Origin of the sequence: Massilia sp. WG5 (assembly GCF_001412595.2) — a bacterium.
In the GTDB taxonomy this organism is placed as follows: domain Bacteria; phylum Pseudomonadota; class Gammaproteobacteria; order Burkholderiales; family Burkholderiaceae_D; genus Telluria.
The window spans coordinates 619,471-638,741 of the sequence record NZ_CP012640.2 but is presented as its reverse complement, the minus strand read 5'-3'; the positions used below and the strand labels follow the sequence as shown (position 1 = coordinate 638,741).

Sequence of the window (19,271 nt, the reverse complement as noted above, 5' to 3'; positions counted from 1 at the left end):
TGGGCAGGCAGCAATGAGCAGGCCGGCGCGCGGGCGGCGCCCGACCATGACCGATATCGCCAAGCTGGCCGGCGTCTCGCAGTCGACGGTCTCGCTGGTGATCAACCACCTGAGCGGCGCCAAGGTCTCGCGCGCGACGCGCGAAGCCGTGCTGCGCATCGCGCGCGAACTCGGCTACCCGCTGGAGCGCCACCAGGGCCGGCACGACAATCGCCCCGGGCAGGCCCGCAACCTGATCGTCTACCTGACCGACGAACTGGCCACCAGCCCGCATGCGATGCAGACCATGGACGGCGCGCGGGACGGCGCCTGGGACCAGGACTGCCTGGTGGCGGTGTTCGCGACCCGCGGCGACCCCGGGCAGGAACAGGCCGTGCTGGCCCGCATGCTGGACCATCCGGCACTCCTGGGCGTGATCTACTCGACCATTTTTACGCGCGCGGTGAGCTTGCCGGCGGCCCTGGCCGAGGTGCCGGCCGTGCTGCTGAACTGCCACGAGAAAGGCCAGAGCGGCGAACGTGCCCGCCCGACGGTGGTGCCGGCCGAGCAGCAGGGCGGCTACAGCGCCACCATGCACCTGATCGCCAGCGGGCACCGGCGCATCGGCTTCATCAACGGCGAGGTCTGGATCGAAGCCGCCGGCGACCGCCTGAAGGGCTACCGCCACGCGCTGGCCGACGCCGGCATCCCCTTCGACCCGGGGCTGGTGCGCGAGGGCGACTGGCAGGTCGACAGCGGCTACGCCCACGCGCTGGCGCTGCTGGGCGCGGCGGACCGCCCGACCGCGCTGTTCTGCGCCAACGACCTGATGGCGCTGGGCGCGCTGGACGCCGCCCGCGAGCTCAAGCTGGCGGTGCCGCGCGAATTGTCCGTGGTCGGCTACGACGACCAGGACCTGGCCCGCTACACCCATCCACCGCTGTCAACAGTGTTGTTGCCAAACTACGAAATGGGCCGCTGGGCCGCCGAAACCCTGATCGCCCAGGCGCGCGGCGGCAGCGTTTCCAACGTGGTTTTTCATAGTGAATGCCCGCTGGTGAGCCGCGATTCCGTGGCCCCGCCGACCCCCTAGAACCGGCCTCAAGCGCGCGCCGCCACACCAGGTTTTGCATTAGCTTCCTGTTAAGAATTATTACTAATATTTCAGGAGACTCGCAATGACCACATTCCAGCTTCGGCCCGTGTGCGCGGCCGTCCTCGTCCTGATCGTCCAGTCCGGCGCCGCCTTTGCCCAGAGCGGCGCCGGCACTCCGCCATCCCAGCCCGAGCAGGCCACCGTGCAGGCCGGTGATCCGAACGCCGCCGCGCTGCAGGAGCCCGGCCCGACTGCGCCGACCCAGCCCGCGCAGGTGCAGCAGGTGCAGGTGACCGGCCTGCGCAGCAGCATCCGCAGCGCCGAGGCGATCAAGCGCAACGCAGACCAGGTGGTCGACTCCATCAATGCCGAGGACATCGGCAAGTTCCCGGATCGCGCCACCGGCGACGCCCTGCAGCGCATCGCCGGGGTCCAGGTCGGGCGCGACCGCGGCGAGACCAGCACCGTGATCATCCGCGGCCTGCCGGACGTGGTCACGACCCTGGACGGCAACGAGATCTTCACCGGCAACGGCCGTCGCCTGTCCTACCAGGACCTGCCGGTGCAGTCGATCGGCGGCCTCGACGTGTACAAATCCGCGACCGCCAACCAGCTCGAGGGCGGCATCGCCGGCGCCGTCAACGTGCGTCTCCGTTCGCCCTTCGACGTCAAGGGCTTCAACGCCACCGGCTTCATCGAGGATCGGCGCCAGACCGTGAACGGCTCCAGCGCCACCGACAAGAAGAACAACCCGGCCGGCGGCTTCGCGGTCAGCAACCGCTGGAAGACCGGCTACGGCGAGTTCGGCGCGCTGCTCGACGTCCAGTTCAACCGCGAGCACTGGGGCTATCCGGTGCAGTGGGTCGACCGTCCCGACCGCATCTTCTCGGTCAGCCCGGACGGCACCGCCGTGCGCCTGAACGACGACCAGCCGATCGCCCCGCTTCAGCCCGGCGACCGCCTGGGCGAGCTGCCGAACGTGGGCGGCATCTACAACGCCGGCGACCGCGACCGCGGCAGCGTGCACGGCGCCCTGCAGTGGAAGATCAGCCCGCAGCTGGAAGCCAGCGCCCAGTACCTCGGCACCGGCTACCGCGCCCGCAACGCGGTCGACTACATCCTCGGCATCGTCACCTGGACCCCGCGCCTGCGCAATGTGGTGCTGGCACCGCAGGGCGCCTACTGCAACACGCCGAACGGCTCGATCTGCCCGATCCAGTCGGCCTATGCCGGCGCCGCCCAGTTCGGCGGCCCCTACGACTGGGACCCGTACACCGCAACCTCGACCTGGGGCGTGAAGGAACACACGGCGACCCACTTCCTGAACCTGGGCGTGCAGTACAAGGACGGCCCGTGGAAGGTGGCGTCGAGTTTCGCCTGGACCAAGTCGACCTATGTGAACGACACCGTGATCGTCGACCAGCAGATCCCGGGCGCCAGCATCGACGTCTATACCTATGGACGCGACGGCCACGGCGGCTACAACACCGTGACGACGCCGGGCAGCAGCCAGGCGCTGCGCGACCCCAGCCAGTTCGTGCTGCGCGGGATGGTGCAGAACTGGGGCATCTCGACCGGCGAACAGTCGCAGTGGCGGCTCGACAGCAGCTACCGCCTCGGCGACGGCTTCGTGCGCAGCATCGATGCCGGCATCCGCCTGTCGGAGCGGCGCGCCGGCTTCAAGGGCGCCGAAGGCCACAGCGATATCAACGGCGACAACCGCGCCACGCCGATCGGCGCCTTCGGCCCGTCCTTCGAGGCGCTGGTGCCGGGCCTGGACCGCCTCGGCGGGCCGTGGATGACGCCGTCGCGCGACTTCCTGATCGACCAGGCCGATACCGTGCGCGCCTTCTACGGCGCCGCGCCCGGCCGCGTGGCGGAAGACCCGACCCGCGCGTTCAGCCAGAACGAGACCAACAGCACCCTCTACCTGCAGGGCCGCTGGGAGACGAAGCTGGCCGACATCGGCGTCAGCGGCACCGTCGGCGGGCGCTACACGCACATCCAGCGCACGCTGAAGGGCAACAGCCGCATCGGCGACGTGATCAGCCCGATCGACCAGTCCTCGAACGAGAACAACTTCCTGCCGAGCGCCTCGGCGGTCATCGCCTGGCGCGACAACCTGCAGTCGCACCTGTCCTTCGGCAGGACCCTGACCTATCCGGACTTCGCCTCGCTGAACCCGGCGCTGTCCCTGATTCCGCCGACCGTCAACGCGCCGGGCACGGGCTCGGCCGGCAACCCGAACCTGCGGCCGACCAAGTCGAAGAATATCGACGCCACGCTGGAATACTATTTCCCGAAAAACGGTTACGCCCAGATCGCGCTGTTCCACCGCGACATCGACGGCTACCTGCAGAACATGGAGTCGGACGAGACCATCGGCGGCCTGAACTACCGCGTGACGCGGCCGCAGAACTCGGGTTCCGGCAAGCTGAAGGGCGCGGAGCTGGGCCTCCAGAAGTTCTTCGACTTCCTGCCCGGCCCGTGGAGCAATTTCGGCGCCCAGGCCAACTACACCTGGATCAGCGGCGAGAACCAGACCCTGGTGTCGCCGACCGGCACGACCTATGCCACCACCCCCCTGATCGGCGTGGCGAAGAAGAACTACAACTTCGCGCTGCTGTACGAGGGTAACGGCATCACCGGCCGCCTGTCCGCGACCCACCGCGGCGACTACGTCGAACAGATCGCCGAACCGCGCTTCGGCCAGGACCGCTACGTCAAGGCCGCAACTTTCGTCGACCTTAGCTTGTCCTATGAGATCACGCGCAACGTGTCGCTGCAGTTCGATGCGATCAACATCACCAAAGAGAAGTACGAGAGCTATCTGAACGATCCGATCCGTCCGCGCGACATCCGCTACAACCCGACCACCTACGGCCTGGGGCTCAGGTTCTCGCTATGACAGACAGGACTTACCGCAATCCGGTGTATCCGGAGATCTTCGCCGACCCCTTCGTGCTGCGCCACGACGGGGTCTACTATGCCTACGGCACCGCGCCCGGCGGCGCCGACGGCCGCCAGGTCCCGGTTCTCCGCTCGCACGACCTGGTCAGCTGGGAGCCGCTCGGCCATGCCCTGGTGCCGGCTGCGGGCATGGAAGCGCGCAGTGAATCCGACCTGGGCTACCACTTCTGGGCGCCGGAAGTGGCCAGCCACGGCGGCCGCTTCTACATGTACTACTCCTGCGGCAATGCGCCCGAGGGCACCGACCAGAAGCTGCGGGTGGCGGTGGCCGAGCACCCGGCCGGCCCCTTCCTCGATTGCGGCAAGGTCCTGGTGCCGGACCAGCCGTTCTCGATCGACGCCCATCCCTTCCGCGACCAGGACGGCCAGTGGTGGCTGTTCTATTGCGTCGACTTTCTCGAACCATCGCACGACCACCGGATCGGCACCGGCATCGTGGTCGATCGCCTGCTCGACATGTGTACCCTGGCCGGCGAAGCGCGGGTGGTGGTGCGCCCGCACCACGACTGGCACGTGTTCCGCAAGGACCGGCCGATGTACGGCAAGGTCTACGACTGGCACACCGTGGAGGGCGCGGCGGTGCTCTACCATGGGGGCCACTATTACTGCTTCTACAGCGGCGGCGCATGGGAGAAGGAGAACTACGGCGTCAGCTATGTGGTGGCGCAGCACGCCCAAGGACCCTACCGCCGGCCCGAAGGCGGGCATGAGGCGCTGCTGATGCGCACCCCGGCCTCGGGCGAGCTGGTGGGGCCGGGGCACAACTCTTTCACGGTTTCGCCAAACGGCGGCGAGACCTGGATCGTCTACCACGCCTGGGATCCCGGGCGCACGGGCCGGCGCATCTGCATCGACCGGATGGACTGGGAAGACGGCAAGCCGGTGACCAAAGGGCCGAGCTGGACCGAGCAGTCGGCGCCATCCTGAGAAGCGATGGCGCCGTCTCGCTGGGCTAGACCGGCGCGCCGAAGACGACGTGGCCGGCCAGGTCGCTGATGTTCGGCACCCCGGTCAGGACGATGGTTGCGCCGGGCAGGCTGACGAGCAGGTCGTTGCCGGTGTCGGTGACATACTTCGACACGAAGGTGTTCCAGTCGGGTGCCGTCGCGAAGAAGTCCGTCAGGAACAGCATGTCGCCGTCGCTGGCCTTGAAGTCCGTGATCCGGTCGTTGCCGCTCTGCGGCGCGAACACGAACTTGTCGGCGCCGGTGCCACCGGTCAGGATGTCGTTGCCCTTGCCGCCGGTGAGGTAGTCGCCATCCGCGCCGCCGTCGAGGCTATCGTCGCCGTTGTCGCCGTACAGGTAGTCGATGCCCGCACCGCCATTCAGCTTGTCGTTGCCATTGCCGCCGTACAGCACGTCGGTACCGCCGTAGCCGTTGAGGGTATCGTTGCCGTTGTTACCCTGGAGGACGTCTTCGGCATTGTTGGTCGTGTTGCCCGACAGGACATCGTCGCCATTCCCGCCGGCCAGGTTCACGCCCTTGTCGGTGGTCGAGCCGTTCATCACGAGTTCGATCGACTCGGTGCTCGACAGGCCGCCGGCATCCGTGACCGTGTAGCCGAACGTGGCCTTCAGCGCCTGCCCGGTCGTCATCCAGTCCAGCTCCGCGGGCGGCGTCAGCGTGACGGTGCCGTCCGCCGCAACGCTGGCCTTCACGCTCAAGGTCGAGAGGTCGACCGTGACATGCGTGACCGGGTTGGTCAGGGTGGTCGGCGCTTTCGGATCGGTGTTGGCCCAGCTTAGCTTGGCGGTCGTCGTATTCAGCGACACAGTCAGCTTGTCGCCGGCATCCGGATCCGAGATGCTGTCGGCAACGTGGATGTCGACCGGCACGTTCTCGATGGTCGAACCGCTGATCTTCGGGGCGGTCGGCGCTTCGTTGACGTTGGTGATGTTCAGCGTGACCGCCTGGGTGGACTGGTTACCGGCGACGTCGGTTGCCAGGACGGCGAAGTTATAGGAAGGGGTGCCTTCGTAGTTCGGGTTGTCCTTCAGCGTGACGCTGCCGTCGGCGCCGATGTCGAACTTGGCGCCGTCCGCGCCGCCGAGGCTGTAGCTGAAGGGATGGTCGTCGGAGGCGACAGCCTTGTACACGAGCTGGTTTGCGCCGATGTTTTCGGCCACACTGGCGCTGGCGGCAGAGGTGAATGCCGGGCCCTTGCTGTCGAGCGAGAAGCTGAACGATTTGCTGCCGGCGTTGCCTGCGGCGTCGGTATCGGTGAGCTCGACGGTGTGGGCGCCATCGGTCAGCGCCTTGGGATCGTAGCTGCCTACGACATTGCCGTCGACCTTGATGACGCGGATTGCACCGTTCTCGAGCGTGCTGAGGGTCAGGCTGGCGTCGTTGGTGATGCCATCATTGCCGTTGCTGCCGCTGTCTTTCGCCAGCGCGGCAGTCGGGGCCGGGGCCGTGGTGTCGAGCGTGAAGTTGATCGACTTGCTTCCGGCGTTGCCTGCAAGGTCGGTGTCCGTCACCTCGACGGTGTGGGCGCCATCCTTGAGGGACTTCGGATCGTAGCTGGCGACCGCCGCGCCATCGACCTTGATGACGCGGGTCGCGCCATCTTCGAGCGTACCGAGGCTCAGGCTGGCGTCGCTGGTAACGCCGTCCTTGCCGTTGCTGCCGGTGTCTTTCGCCAGCGCTGCCGTCGGCGCCGGGGCGGCGGTGTCGAGGGTGAAGCTGAACGATTTGCTGCCGGCGTTGCCTGCCACGTCGGTGTCCGTCACCTCGACGGTGTGGGCGCCATCCTTCAGGGACTTCGGATCGTAGCTGCCGACTGCGGCGCCATCGACCTTGATGACGCGGGTGGCGCCATCCTCGAGCGTGCTGAAGGTGAGGCTCGCATCGTTGGTGACGCCGTCCTTGCCGTCGCTGCCGCTGTCCTGGGCCAGGGCTGCCGTTGGGACCGGGGCTGTGGTATCAAGCGTGAAGCTGAACGATTTGCTGCCGGCGTTGCCTGCCACGTCCATGTCGGTCACTTCGACGGTGTGCGCGCCATCCTTCAGCGACTTCGGGTCGTAGCTGGCGACCGCAGTGCCGTCGACCTTGATGACGCGGGTGGCGCCGTCCTCGAGCGTGCTGAGGGTCAGGCTGCCGTCGTTGGTGACGCCATCACTGCCGTTGCTGCCGCTGTCTTTCGCCAGGGCTGCCGTCGGGGCCGGGGCCGTGGTGTCGAGCGTGAAGCTGAACGATTTGCTGCCGGCGTTGCCTGCTGCGTCGGTGTCAGTGACTTCGACGGTGTGGGCGCCGTCCTTGAGGGACTTCGGATCGTAGCTGGCGACCGCAGTGCCGTCGACCTTGATGACGCGGGTCGCGCCGTCTTCGAGCGTGCTGAGGGTCAGGCTGCCGTCGTTGGTGACGCCATCACTGCCGTTGCTGCCGCTGTCTTTCGCCAGGGCTGCCGTCGGGGCCGGGGCCGTGGTGTCGAGCGTGAAGCTGAACGATTTGCTGCCGGCGTTGCCTGCGACGTCGGTGTCCGTCACCTCGACGGTGTGGGCGCCATCCTTGAGGGACTTCGAATCGTAGCTGGCGACCGCAGTGCCGTCGACCTTGATGACGCGGGTCGCGCCATCTTCGAGCGTACCGAGGGTCAGGCTGGCGTCGCTAGTAACGCCGTCATTGCCGTTGCTGCCGGTGTCTTTCGCCAGCGCTGCCGTCGGCGCCGGGGCGGCGGTGTCGAGGGTGAAGCTGAACGATTTGCTGCCGGCGTTGCCTGCCACGTCGGTGTCCGTCACCTCGACGGTGTGGGCGCCATCCTTGAGGGACTTCGGATCGTAGCTGGCGACCGCAGTGCCGTCGACCTTGATGACGCGGGTCGCGCCGTTTTCGAGCGTGCTGAGGGTCAGGCTGCCGTCGCTGGTAACGCCGTCATTGCCGTTGCTGCCGGTGTCTTTCGCCAGGGCTGCCGTCGGGGCCGGGGCCGTGGTGTCGAGCGTGAAGCTGAACGATTTGCTGCCGGCGTTGCCTGCGACGTCCGTGTCCGTCACTTCGACAGTGTGCGTGCCATCCTTCAGCGACTTCGGATCGTAGCTGCCGACTGCTGCACCGTCCACCTTGATGACGCGGGTGGCGCCGTCCTCGAGTGTGCTGAGGGCCAGGCTGGCGTCGTTGGTGATGCCGTCCTTATCACTGCTGCCGCTGTCTTTCGCCAGCGCGGCAGTCGGGGCCGGGGCCGTGGTGTCGAGCGTGAAGCTGATCGACTTGCTTCCGGCGTTGCCTGCAAGGTCGGTGTCCGTCACCTCGACGGTGTGGGCGCCATCCTTGAGGGACTTCGGATCGTAGCTGGCGACCGCCGCGCCATCGACCTTGATGACGCGGGTCGCGCCATCTTCGAGCGTGCTGAGGGTCAGGCTGGCGTCATTGGTGACGCCGTCTTTGCCGTCGCTGCCGCTGTCCTGGGACAGCGCTGCCGTCGGCGCCGGGGCTGTGGTATCAAGGGTGAAGCTAAACAATTTGCTTCCGGCGTTGCCTGCGACGTCGGTGTCCGTCACTTCGACGCTGTGGGCGCCATCCTTCAGCGACTTCGGATCGTAGCTGGCGACCGTAGTGCCGTCGACCTTGATGACGCGGGTCGCGCCGTCCTCGAGCGTGTTGAGGGTCAGGCTGGCGTCGTTGGTGACGGCGTCCTTATCACTGCTGCCGGTGTCTTTCGCCAGGGCGGCGGTCGGCGCCGGGGCTGTGGTATCAAGGGTGAAGCTGTAAGATTTGCTGCCGGCGTTGCCAGCGACGTCGGTGTCAGTGACCTCGACACTGTGCGTGCCATCCTTCAGGGACTTCGGATCGTAGTTGGCGACCACAGTGCCGTCGACCTTGATGACGCGGGTGGCGCCATCTTCGAGCGTGCTGAAGGTGAGGCTGGCGTCGTTGGTGATCCCGTCCTTGCCATCGCTGCCGCTGTCCTGGGCCAGGGCTGCCGTCGGCGCTGGCGCCGTGGTATCAAGGGTGAAACTGTACGATTTGCTGCCGGCGTTGCCTGCGACGTCCGTGTCAGTCACTTCGATAGTGTGCGTCCCATCCTTCAGCGCTTTAGGATCGTAGCTGGTGACCGCAGTGCCGTCGACCTTGATGACGCGGGTCGCGCCATCCTCGAGCGTACTGAGGCTCAGGCTGGCATCGTTGGTGATCCCGTCCTTGCCATCGCTGCCGCTGTCCTGGGCCAGGGCTGCCGTCGGCGCTGGCGCCGTGGTATCAAGGGTGAAACTGTACGATTTGCTGCCGGCGTTGCCTGCCGTGTCGGTGTCCGTCACCTCGACGGTGTGCGTGCCATCCGTCAGGGACTTCGGATCGTAGTTGGCGACCACAGTGCCATCGACCTTGATGACGCGGGTCGCACCGTCCTCGAGCGTACTGAGAGTCAGGCTGGCGTCGTTGGTGATGCCGTCCTTACCATCGCTGCCGCTGTCCTGGGACAGGGCTGCCGTCGGCGCCGGGGCCGTAGTATCGAGCGTGAACCTGTAAGATTTGCTGCCGGCGTTGCCAGCGACGTCGGTGTCAGTGACCTCGACCGTGTGAGCGCCATCTTTCAGCGACTTTGGATCGTAGTTGGCGACCGCAGTGCCGTCGACCTTGATGACGCGGGTCGCGCCATCTTCGAGCGTACTGAGGCTCAGGCTGGCATCGTTGGTGATCCCGTCCTTGCCATCGCTGCCGCTGTCCTGGGCGAGGGCTGCCGTCGGCGCCGGGGCCGCGGTATCGAGCGTGAAACTGAACGATTTACTGCCGGCGTTGCCTGCCGTGTCCGTGTCCGTCACTTCGACGGTGTGGGCGCCATCCTTCAGCGCTTTAGGATCGTAGCTGGCGACCGCCGCGCCATCGACCTTGATGACGCGGGTCGCACCTTCCTCGAGTGTGCTGAGAGTCAGGCTGGCGTCGTTGGTGACGTCGTCCTTATCACTGCTGCCGGTGTCTTTCGCCAGGGCTGCGGTCGGCGCCGGGGCCGCGGTATCAAGGGTGAAGCTGTAAGATTTGCTGCCGGCGTTGGCAGCGACGTCGGTGTCAGTGACCTCGACCGTGTGAGCGCCATCTTTCAGCGACTTCGGATCGTAGTTGGCGACCGCAGTGCCGTCGACCTTGATGACGCGGGTCGCGCCATCTTCGAGCGTGCTGAGGCTCAGGCTGGCGTCGTTGGTGACGCCGTCCTTGTCACTGCTGCCGCTGTCCTGGGACAGGGCTGCCGTCGGCGCTGGCGCCGTGGTATCAAGGGTGAAGCTATAAGATTTGCTGCCGGCGTTGCCTGCCGTGTCCGTGTCCGTCACTTCGACGGTGTGGGCGCCATCCTTCAGGGACTTCGGATCGTAGCTGGCGACCGCAGTGCCGTCGACCTTGATGACACGAGTGGCGCCATCTTCGAGCATGCTGAGGGTCAGGCTCGCATCGTTGGTGATGCCGTCCCTGTCGTTGCTGCCGCTGTCCTGGGCCAGGGCTGCCGTTGGCGCTGGTGCCGTGGTATCAAGGGTGAAGCTGTACGATTTGCTGCCGGCGTTGCCTGCGACGTCCGTGTCAGTCACTTCGACAGTGTGCGTCCCATCCTTCAGGGACTTCGGATCGTAGCCAGCGACCACAGTGCCGTCGACCTTGATGACACGAGTGGCGCCATCTTCGAGCATGCTGAGGGTCAGGCTCGCATCGTTGGTGATGCCGTCCTTGTCGTTGCTGCCGCTGTCCTGGGCCAGGGCTGCCGTTGGCGCTGGTGCCGTGGTATCAAGGGTGAAGCTGTACGATTTGCTGCCGGCGTTGCCTGCCGTATCCGTGTCCGTCACTTCGACGGTGTGGGCGCCATCCTTCAGGGACTTCGGATCGTAGCTGGCAACCATAGTGCCGTCGACCTTGATGACGCGGGTGGCGCCGTCCTCGAGCGTGTTGAGGGTCAGGCTGGCGTCGTTGGTGACGCCGTCCTTATCACTGCTGCCGGTGTCTTTCGCCAGGGCTGCCGTCGGCGCCGGGGCCGTGGTATCAAGGGTGAAGCTGTACGATTTGCTGCCGGCGTTGCCTGCAACGTCAGTGTCTGTCACTTCGATAGTGTGCGTCCCATCCTTCAGCGACTTCGGATCGTAGCTGGCGACCGCCGTGCCGTCGACCTTGATGACGCGGGTGGCGCCGTCCTCGAGCGTGCTGAGGGTCAGGCTGGCGTCGTTGGTGACGCCGTCCTTGTCGTTGCTGCCGCTGTCGTTCGCCAGCGCCGCCGTTGGCGTCGGAGCCGTGGTGTCGAGCGTGAACGTGAGCGATGTGCTGCCGGCGTTGCCCGCAGCGTCGGTGTCGGTCACGATGACGGTGTGCTGGCCGTCATGCAGGGCGCTGGCGTCGTATGCAACGACGGTGTTGCCATCGAGCTGGATGACACGAGTGGCATTCTGCTCGAGGGCGCCAAAGCTCAGGTGCGCATCATTGCTCAGGTGATTGCCGCCGCTGCCGCTGTCCTTGGCCATGGTGATCGTGGGCGTCGGTGCGACCGTGTCGATGGTGACGGTCTGCGCGCTTGCTGCTGCGCTGACGTTGCCGGCGGCGTCCGTCGCCTTGGCGGTGAAGGCGTGGCTACCGTCGGCCAGATTCGCGGTGGCGAAGCTGTAAGTGCCCTTGGTCGCGGTCTGCGTGGCGGTGCCCAGCAGGGTAGTGCCTTCGTAGACCTGGACCGTCGAATCGGCTTCGGCGGTGATGGTCAGGACAGGCGCTTTGTTGTTTGTCAGCGCGGCGGCGGTCGAGATGACCGGGACTCCCGGCGCAGTGGCGTCGATCGTGATGCTGGCCACGTCGGTCGTGGCCGAGTTGCCGGCCGCATCAGTGACGATGGCACGGAACTGGTAGTTGCCATCGGCAAGGGCCGACTGCGCGGCGGTCGTGCTCTTGAATGCGCCGCCGTTGAACGAGACTTCATACGCGACCGTCGAGCCGGCCTCATTGCCGGTCAGGGCCAGCGAGAAGTCGCGATCGTTGGTAGGGCCACTTTCGCCGCCCGAACGGCCCAGGTCGCCGAAGCCGAGTTTTCCCGGCGCCGGCGCCGTGGTGTCCAGTGTGAAGACGAGCGATGTGCTGCCGGCGTTCCCTGCTGCGTCGGTGTCGGTCACGGTGACGCTGTGCTGACCGTCGTGCAGCGCGGTGGCGTCATATGCACTGACGGTGTTGCCATCGACCTGGATGGCGCGGGTCGCGTTCTGCTCGAGGGCGCTGAAGCTCAGGTGTGCGTCATTGCTCAGGTGGTTGTTGCCGCTGCCACTGTCCTTGGCCATGGTGATCGTGGGCGCCGGTGCGACCGTATCGACGGTGATGGTCTGCGCGGTCGATGCGGCGCTGACGTTGCCGGCCGCGTCCGTCGCCTTGGCGGTGAACGCGTGGCTGCCGTCGGCCAGACTCGTGGTGGCGAAGGTGTAAGTGCCCTTGGTCGCGGTCTGGGTGGCGGTGCCGAGCAGGGTAATGCCTTCGTAGACCTGGACTGTGGAATCGGCCTCGGCGGTGATGGTCAGGACAGGCGCCTTGTTGTTCGTCAGCGCGGCGGCGGTCGAAATGCCCGGTGCGCTCGGCGCGGTCGTGTCGACCAGGATGCTTTGCGGCGCAGAGGCGACGCTGGTATTGCCAGCCGCGTCGGTTGCCTTGGCGGTGAAGGCGTGGTTGCCCTCTGCCAGGTTCGCGGTGGCGAAGGTGTAAGTGCCCTTGGTCGCTGTCTGGGTGGCGGTGCCGAGCAGGGTAGTGCCTTCGTAGACCTGGACCGTGGAATCGGCCTCGGCGGTGATGGTGAGGACCGGAGCCTTGTTGTTCGTCAGCGCGGCGGCGGTCGAGATGCCCGGTGCGCTCGGCGGGGTGGCGTCTACGAGGAAAGCCTGGGAGTAGATCGCCCCGGAATTGCCAGCTTTGTCATCGACACGAACCTTGATGGTGCCGCTACCGGAGAGGTTAAGGCCGGCAAGGCTGAAACTGTTCGTTCCGGCTGTATTGCTGGCGGTCTGCCACGTGCCGCCATTGTCCAACGAGATCATCACTAGTTCATCCGGCGACGTAGGGGCGCTAAGCGTTCCGGACAGTGTTTGAGCCGAGACACTGGTGGTGAAGTCAGTCGAGCTCGGGCCAGTATCGGTGCTCAGGCGAAGTGTGCTGATACTCGTGGTAGGGGCTGTGGTGTACACCTTGAAAGTCTGGGAGAAAGTATCACTGGCGTTGCCGGCAACGTCCTCGACCCTTGCCTGGATGGTGCCGCTGCCCGGAAGCGTTACGCCGGACAGACTGAAGCCGATAGTTCCGACAGTATTACTGGCGGTTTGCCAGGAAAGTCCACCGTCGAGCGAAATCTTCACGACCTCGTTCGCAACCGTAACAGCGTTCAGTTTGCCGGACAGGGTTTGAGCGGCGACACTGGTGATGAAGTCGCTCTGGCTGCTCCCGGTATCGCTGCTCAGGGAAAGCGAGGCGACTTTTGCGTTCGGCGCTATTTGGTCCAGCGTATATGGCTGAAAAGCCTTGGTAATGCCGTTATCGACAATATTGATCTGGGAATTGCCTGAGGAGGAGCCCCAGAAACGAAGTGGCAGGTCGGCCCCAGTCGCCAGTGGCACATTGTTGATCGTAAAAATTTTAGTGGAGGTGTCAAGTACACCCTCGTATCTCGTCGGGTTGTTACCGGTCGTCGTGGACACCCAAATTTTCAGGGCTGGCGTTTGGCCATTCGTGCTCACCGTGTACGCGAAGGTGCCAGTAATGGTCTGGGTAGCGACATTAGTAATGAAGTCGGAGGAGGAGGTGCCGCTGTCGGGCGCAAATTTGACGGCGCTGACGGAGGTGACGTTGATCGAGTCCAACACCCCATCATACCCAGCAATATCCAACGCCGCCGTCTCGATCGTCCCCGTATTCGCCTCGAGCACCCAGTCACCGCCCGCGGCGGCGCTGCCGGTCAGGTCGGTCGACGCGGCGACGTCCGCGCCGGTGGCGGCGGCGAGTGCGGAGATGAATTGTTGGCCGGTCGTGCCGCTGGCGACGTCGCAGCCGTACAACAGGAGGTCGGCGCCGGCGCTCAGGTGGCTGCCGATCTCGGCCAGCTGCTTGCTGTAAGTCGCCAGGGTGTCGGCGTTCAGGACGGTCGAACCAAGGGTGACTTCGCCCGGCGCGCCGTGGGACACCACGTCCACGCTGGCGAGGTCGGTGACGATGTCGATGGCGCCCACCTTGCCGGCGTTGGCGGCCAGGTAATCGTGGATCTGCTGCACGCCATCCCGGCCGGCGTCGAGCACGACCACGGTGGCGTTGGCGGGCACCCCGGCGATCACCTGGCCGATATCGGCGACGCCGGCGTCGACGAAGACGACGCGGGGCGTAAAGGCGCCGTTGATGCTGTCGCTGGCCGAGACGATGTTGATGCCGGTGGCGCTGGCGTTGTGGGCCGTCAGCCAGCTCTGGATCTGGTCGGCATGGGACGAGGCAGCGTTCAGCAGGACGACATTGAACACGCTGGCGTCATATTGCGCGGCGAGGGTCTGGTAGTCCGAAACTGCGGTATCGATGAAGACGGTGCGCGAGGCGGCCATGATGAGGATCCCTTGGTGTTTTGGTGTGATTTTGTAAATACGCAATACTGCAAAACAAGTGTAAGGACGATCTTGAACGTGGTCATGAGACGAACCGACTATTTCACTAGTACATTTGTCTATGTGATTCGGCAAAAAAGCTGCATTTTGCGGACGGGAGTGAAAAGCGAGCCGATAAAATTTGATCTATTTGTTGATTTCAGGCAATATTCGCGGTGGCGCAATGAGGCTGACCTGTCGTTCAGTGGAGCCCGATAGCATTACTGAATCTTTTATTAGAGGGCAACACAATGAAGGGCATCGTTTTCAATCTGCTGGAAGAGGTCGTCAGCAAGGCCTATGGCGACGCCGCATGGGACCAACTGCTCGACGCGGCCGGACTGGACGGCGCCTACACCTCGCTGGGCAGCTACAGCGACGATGAAATTTTCGCGCTGGTGAAGGTCGCTTCCGAGACGCTCGCGCTGCCGCAGGAAGACGTCCTGCGCTGGTTCGGCCGTCAGGCGATGCCGCTGCTGGCCAGGCGCTATCCCGCATTTTTCGGCAACCATGACAATGTGCGCAGTTACCTGCTGACGCTGAATAACATCATTCATCCCGAGGTACGCAAGCTGTATCCGGGCGCGCAGACGCCGGTGTTCGATTTCGACACCAGCCTTGCCGACGTCCTGTCGATCGGCTACAACTCGCCGCGCCGCCTGTGCGCGCTCGCGGAGGGCTTCATGCACGGCGCCGCCGACCATTACGGCGAGCGGCTGGATGTCGAGCAGAGCCAGTGCATGCACCACGGCGCCGAGCGCTGCCTGTTCCACGTCCGCAGCCTGCCGCAATGAACAGCGCCGGCAGTCCATCGCCCGATGCCGACATCGCGCGGCTGGAGCGGCGCCTCAGGCGCGAGGTAGCCGCGCGCCATGAAGCCGAAGCCATTGCGGAACGCGGGCTGCGCGACCTGTTCCAGCGCCAGCAGGAAATCGGCCTGCTGGAGAAGATCGCCGTGGCCGCGAACGAGGCCGATGGCGTCAACGACGCGATGCAGCGCGCGCTGGAAGCGGTGTGCCGCTACGCGAACTGGCCGCTCGGCCATTTGTGGCTGATCGCCGGGCAGGACGGCGAGCGACGTTTCGATTCCACCACGGTCTGGCACGACAGCGGCGCGCGCGCAGACTGCGTTCCGCTCCAGACCCTGCGCGCCCTTACCGAAGCGAGCGAATTTGCGCTCGGCGCCGGGCTGCCGGGGCAGGTCGTGGCAAGCGGCGCGCCGGTGTGGATCGACGTCGCGGCGGTCACCCTGGCCGAGCTCCCGCGCCTGACGGAGATCGTCGGCGCCGGCTTCGCCTCGCTGTTCGCCTTCCCGGTCATGATCGGCGCCGAGGTGGTCGCCGTGCTCGAGTTCTTCAGCCTCGAACGGCAGGCGCCGGGCGAATCGATGCTGCGCCTGATGGCGCAGATCGGCACCCAGCTCGGACGTGTGATCGAACGCCGCCGCGCCCAGGACCAGCTGGTCCATGACGCCTTGCACGACCCGCTCACCCAGCTGGGCAACCGCAAGCTGTTCCTGGACCGCCTCCAGCATCTCTTGCTGCGGTCGCAGCGCGCGCCGGACAGCCATTTCGCCGTGCTCTTCGTCGACCTCGACCGCTTCAAGTCGATCAACGACGGCCTGGGACACCAGTCCGGCGACCAGCTGATCATCGGCACCGCACGCCGCCTGGCGGCCTGCCTGCGCCAGACCGACCTGGTGGCGCGCGACGTCGCGCTGGGCGACGAGAACGTGGTCGCGCGACTGGGCGGCGACGAATTCGTGATCCTGCTCGACCGGATCGGCAGCGCCGAGCGCGCGATCGTGGTCGCGGAGCGCATCATGGCGGTGCTGGCCGAGCCCTTCGAGGTGGCGGACCAGCGCGTGTTCGTCACCGCCAGCGTCGGCATCGCCCTCAGCGCCAGCGGCTATGCCGACGTCGAGGACATCCTGCGCGACGCCGACATCGCGATGTACCACGCCAAGCAGACCGGGCGCGCACGCTGGGTGATGTTCGACCAGACCATGCAGCTGGCCGCCGTCCGGCGCCTGCAACTGGAAGCGGACCTGCGCGACGCCTTGCCGCAGCGCGAACTGTTTTTGCAATACCAGCCGATCGTGTCGCCGCGCGACGGCCGGGTCGGCGGCTTCGAAGCCCTCCTGCGCTGGCAGCATCCGACGCATGGGCTGGTGCCGCCAAATGAATTCATCCCGGTCGCCGAGGAAATCGGCCTGATCGAGGCGATCGGCGGGTGGGTGCTGGAACAGGCTTGCCGCCAGCTCAGCGTCTGGCAGCAGAGCTACGACATGCAGCTCGACATGAGCGTGAACGTGTCGGCGGTGCAGTTCACGGGCGGCGAACTGGTCGAGGTCGTGCGGCGGGTGCTGCGCGAGACCGGCATCCGGCCGGCCAGCCTGAAGCTGGAGCTGACCGAGAGCGCCGTCATGGCCGATGCCGAGCACGCGCTCACCGTGTTCGCCGAGTTGAAAGCGCTCGGGGTACGGGTCAGCCTGGACGATTTCGGTACCGGTTACTCCTCGCTCAGCTACCTGCGCCGCCTGCCGATCGACACCCTGAAGATCGACCGCTCCTTCGTCAGCCAGCTCGACCGCTTCGACGACAAGCGCCAGATCGTCGAGGTCGTGCTGATGCTGGCGCGCGCCCTGAAACTGGACGTGGTGGCGGAAGGCGTCGAGACCGACGCCGAACTCGATTTGCTGCGCGAGATGGGCAGCGATTTCGTGCAGGGTTACTTTTATTACCGGCCGCTGGCGCCCGAGGCTGCGGAAGCGGCGCTGGCGGCGCAGGGCGAGGACGAACGCCGGAATGCGGGCTTGATCGCCTAGATTTCACGGCGCACGTGCGGCGGGGGCGAACAGGCACTCAATCCCAGTCGTGCCGCGTTTCCCCCTCCTGCGCCCGCCTGTCGCGCGCGATCATCTCCTCCAGCTCCTCGCGCGCCTGCTTGGCCATCGATACGTACTGCTCGCGGTCCTTGTAGTACGGGTAGACCGCAAGCACGTTGGCGACATTGTGTTTCCTGAATTTGAACGCGGCCTGGCGGATGCGGTAGGCGTTGTGGCCGAGGCCCGCGGTGAGCACGGTGCGGCCCAGCTGCAGGGCCGATTCGAAGGTTTCGCGCTCGATCATGGTCACGCCGCGGTCCATCAATTGATACCAGTGGGTGACGTTGCGTGCGCGGGCGAAGATCTGGAGTTCCGGCCAGTCGCGCCGCACGGTCTCGACCAGGTCGAGGCTGTCCTCGATGTCGTCGATCGCCACCACCAGGGCGCGGGCGCGGGCGGCGCCAGCGGCGCGCAGCAGGTCCGCACGGGTGGCATCGCCATAAAAGACCTTGAAGCCGAAGCGGCGCAGCACCTCGATCTGGTCGGGGTCGTGGTCGAGCACCGTCAGCTTGACGCCGTTCGCGTTCAGGAAGCGGCCGACGATCTGGCCGAAGCGGCCGAAGCCGGCGATGATGACGTGGTCTTCGTTCGGCTCGATCTCGTCCGCTTCCGGCTTCGCGTCGGCGCCTTCACGGCGCGCCGACAGCTTGTCATGGGCCATCAGCACCAGCGGCGTGACCACCATCGACAGCGCCACCACGACCACCAGCATCGAGGCCGTCTCCTCGGTGAAGACGCGCGCAGTGGCGGCCGCGCCGAATACCACGAAGGCGAATTCGCCGCCCTGCGACAGCAGCAGCGCGAACTGCAGGTGCTGGCCGCGGGCGATGCCGAACACGCGCGACAGGCTGTACAGCACGGCGATCTTGATGAGCAGGAAGCCGCTCACCAGCCCCAGGATCAGTGCGGGGTGGGCAAGGAAGACGGCGAAATCGACCGACATGCCGACCGCGATGAAGAACAAGCCGAGCAGCAGGCCCTTGAAGGGTTCGAGGTCGGTCTCCAGCGCATGGCGGTACTCGGAATCGGCCAGCAGCACGCCGGCCATGAAGGACCCCAGCGCCATCGACATCTCGATCCACTGCATCAGCAGCGCAATGGCGATCACCAGCAGCAGGGCGAAGGCGGTGAAGATCTCGCGGGTGTCGGTGCGGGCAATGACCTGCAGCAGCGGGCGCACCAGGTAGCGGCCGCCGACGATGATCCCGGCCAGTACCCCGACCACCTTGAAGGTCGCCAGCCAGAAGTTGCCGCTCGAGCCGGCGTCGTCGGGGATGCCGAGCAGGGGCACGATGGCGATCATCGGGATCGCGGCGATGTCCTGGAACAGCAGGATCGCGAAGCCGGCCTGGCCCGCCGGGGTGGGCATCAGGTTGCGCTCTTCCAGCGACGCGAGGGCGATCGCGGTCGAGGACAGCGACAGCCCGAGACCGGCGATCAGCGCCAGTTTCCAGCCGACCCCGGCCAGCAGCGCCGCGCCGAACAGGCTTGCGGCGACGAGGGCCACCTGGGCGCCGCCCCAGCCGAAGATGGGCCGGCGCAGCGCCCACAGGCGGTCCGGCTCCAGCTCCAGGCCGATCAGGAACAGCAGCAGCACCACCCCGAATTCGGCGAAGTGCAGCGCGTCCTCGACGTTGCCGATCAGTTTCAGGCCGTAGGGCCCGATCAGGATCCCGGCGGCCAGGTAGCCGAGCACGGTGCCCATGCCGAGGCGCTTCGAGAGCGGCACCGCGACCACGGCGGCGGCGAGGTAGACCAGGGCGTTGGTCAGCAGGCTGTGTTCCATG

The 19,271-nt window shown here is 66.0% G+C and carries 7 protein-coding genes; 5 read left to right on the top strand and 2 right to left on the bottom strand.

The window, feature by feature from the left end; all coding sequences use genetic code 11:
- Positions 1-13 precede the first annotated feature (13 nt).
- From AM586_RS02795 to AM586_RS02785, 3 genes are all read left to right on the top strand, one after another.
- Positions 14-1,072: a LacI family DNA-binding transcriptional regulator gene (locus AM586_RS02795; protein ID WP_229412948.1), complete on the top strand. Its 1,059-nt coding sequence runs from the start codon at positions 14-16 to the stop codon at positions 1,070-1,072.
- 85 nt (positions 1,073-1,157) lie between these two features.
- Positions 1,158-3,983, top strand: a complete 2,826-nt coding sequence (locus AM586_RS02790) for a TonB-dependent receptor (RefSeq protein WP_082439610.1) — start codon at positions 1,158-1,160, stop codon at positions 3,981-3,983.
- The gene (locus AM586_RS02785; protein ID WP_047825261.1) at positions 3,980-4,972 is read left to right on the top strand and encodes a glycoside hydrolase family 43 protein; all 993 of its coding nucleotides are present in this window, start codon (positions 3,980-3,982) and stop codon (positions 4,970-4,972) included. Before AM586_RS02790 ends, AM586_RS02785 begins: the two co-directional genes overlap by 4 nt.
- A gap of 25 nt (positions 4,973-4,997) precedes the next feature.
- On the opposite strand, the gene AM586_RS02780 is transcribed toward AM586_RS02785, so the two are convergent.
- On the bottom strand, positions 4,998-14,558 hold the full coding sequence (locus tag AM586_RS02780; RefSeq protein WP_060566899.1) for an Ig-like domain-containing protein: 9,561 nt from the start codon (positions 14,556-14,558) through the stop codon (positions 4,998-5,000).
- 290 nt (positions 14,559-14,848) lie between these two features.
- On the opposite strand from AM586_RS02780, the gene AM586_RS02775 reads away from it, so the two are divergent.
- Complete coding sequence (locus AM586_RS02775; RefSeq protein WP_060566897.1) at positions 14,849-15,391, top strand: heme NO-binding domain-containing protein; 543 nt, start codon at positions 14,849-14,851, stop codon at positions 15,389-15,391.
- Complete coding sequence (locus tag AM586_RS02770; RefSeq protein ID WP_047825256.1) at positions 15,388-17,424, top strand: bifunctional diguanylate cyclase/phosphodiesterase; 2,037 nt, start codon at positions 15,388-15,390, stop codon at positions 17,422-17,424. Before AM586_RS02775 ends, AM586_RS02770 begins: the two co-directional genes overlap by 4 nt.
- A gap of 37 nt (positions 17,425-17,461) precedes the next feature.
- Here the strand turns inward: AM586_RS02770 and kefC are convergent, their stop codons facing one another.
- On the bottom strand, positions 17,462-19,270 hold the full coding sequence (gene kefC / locus AM586_RS02765; protein WP_047825255.1) for a glutathione-regulated potassium-efflux system protein KefC: 1,809 nt from the start codon (positions 19,268-19,270) through the stop codon (positions 17,462-17,464).
- Between the last annotated feature and the right edge of the window lies 1 nt (position 19,271).

What these genes read in the sequence shown, in the direction of transcription:
- AM586_RS02775 (WP_060566897.1), top strand. Translation starts at nt 14,849, where the DNA reads ATGAAGGGCATCGTTTTCAATCTGCTGGAAGAGGTCGTCAGCAAGGCC.
- AM586_RS02785 (WP_047825261.1), top strand. Translation starts at nt 3,980, where the DNA reads ATGACAGACAGGACTTACCGCAATCCGGTGTATCCGGAGATCTTCGCC.
- AM586_RS02790 (WP_082439610.1), top strand. Translation starts at nt 1,158, where the DNA reads ATGACCACATTCCAGCTTCGGCCCGTGTGCGCGGCCGTCCTCGTCCTG.
- kefC (WP_047825255.1), bottom strand. Translation starts at nt 19,270, where the DNA reads ATGGAACACAGCCTGCTGACCAACGCCCTGGTCTACCTCGCCGCCGCC.
- AM586_RS02795 (WP_229412948.1), top strand. Translation starts at nt 14, where the DNA reads ATGAGCAGGCCGGCGCGCGGGCGGCGCCCGACCATGACCGATATCGCC.
- AM586_RS02770 (WP_047825256.1), top strand. Translation starts at nt 15,388, where the DNA reads ATGAACAGCGCCGGCAGTCCATCGCCCGATGCCGACATCGCGCGGCTG.
- AM586_RS02780 (WP_060566899.1), bottom strand. Translation starts at nt 14,558, where the DNA reads ATGGCCGCCTCGCGCACCGTCTTCATCGATACCGCAGTTTCGGACTAC.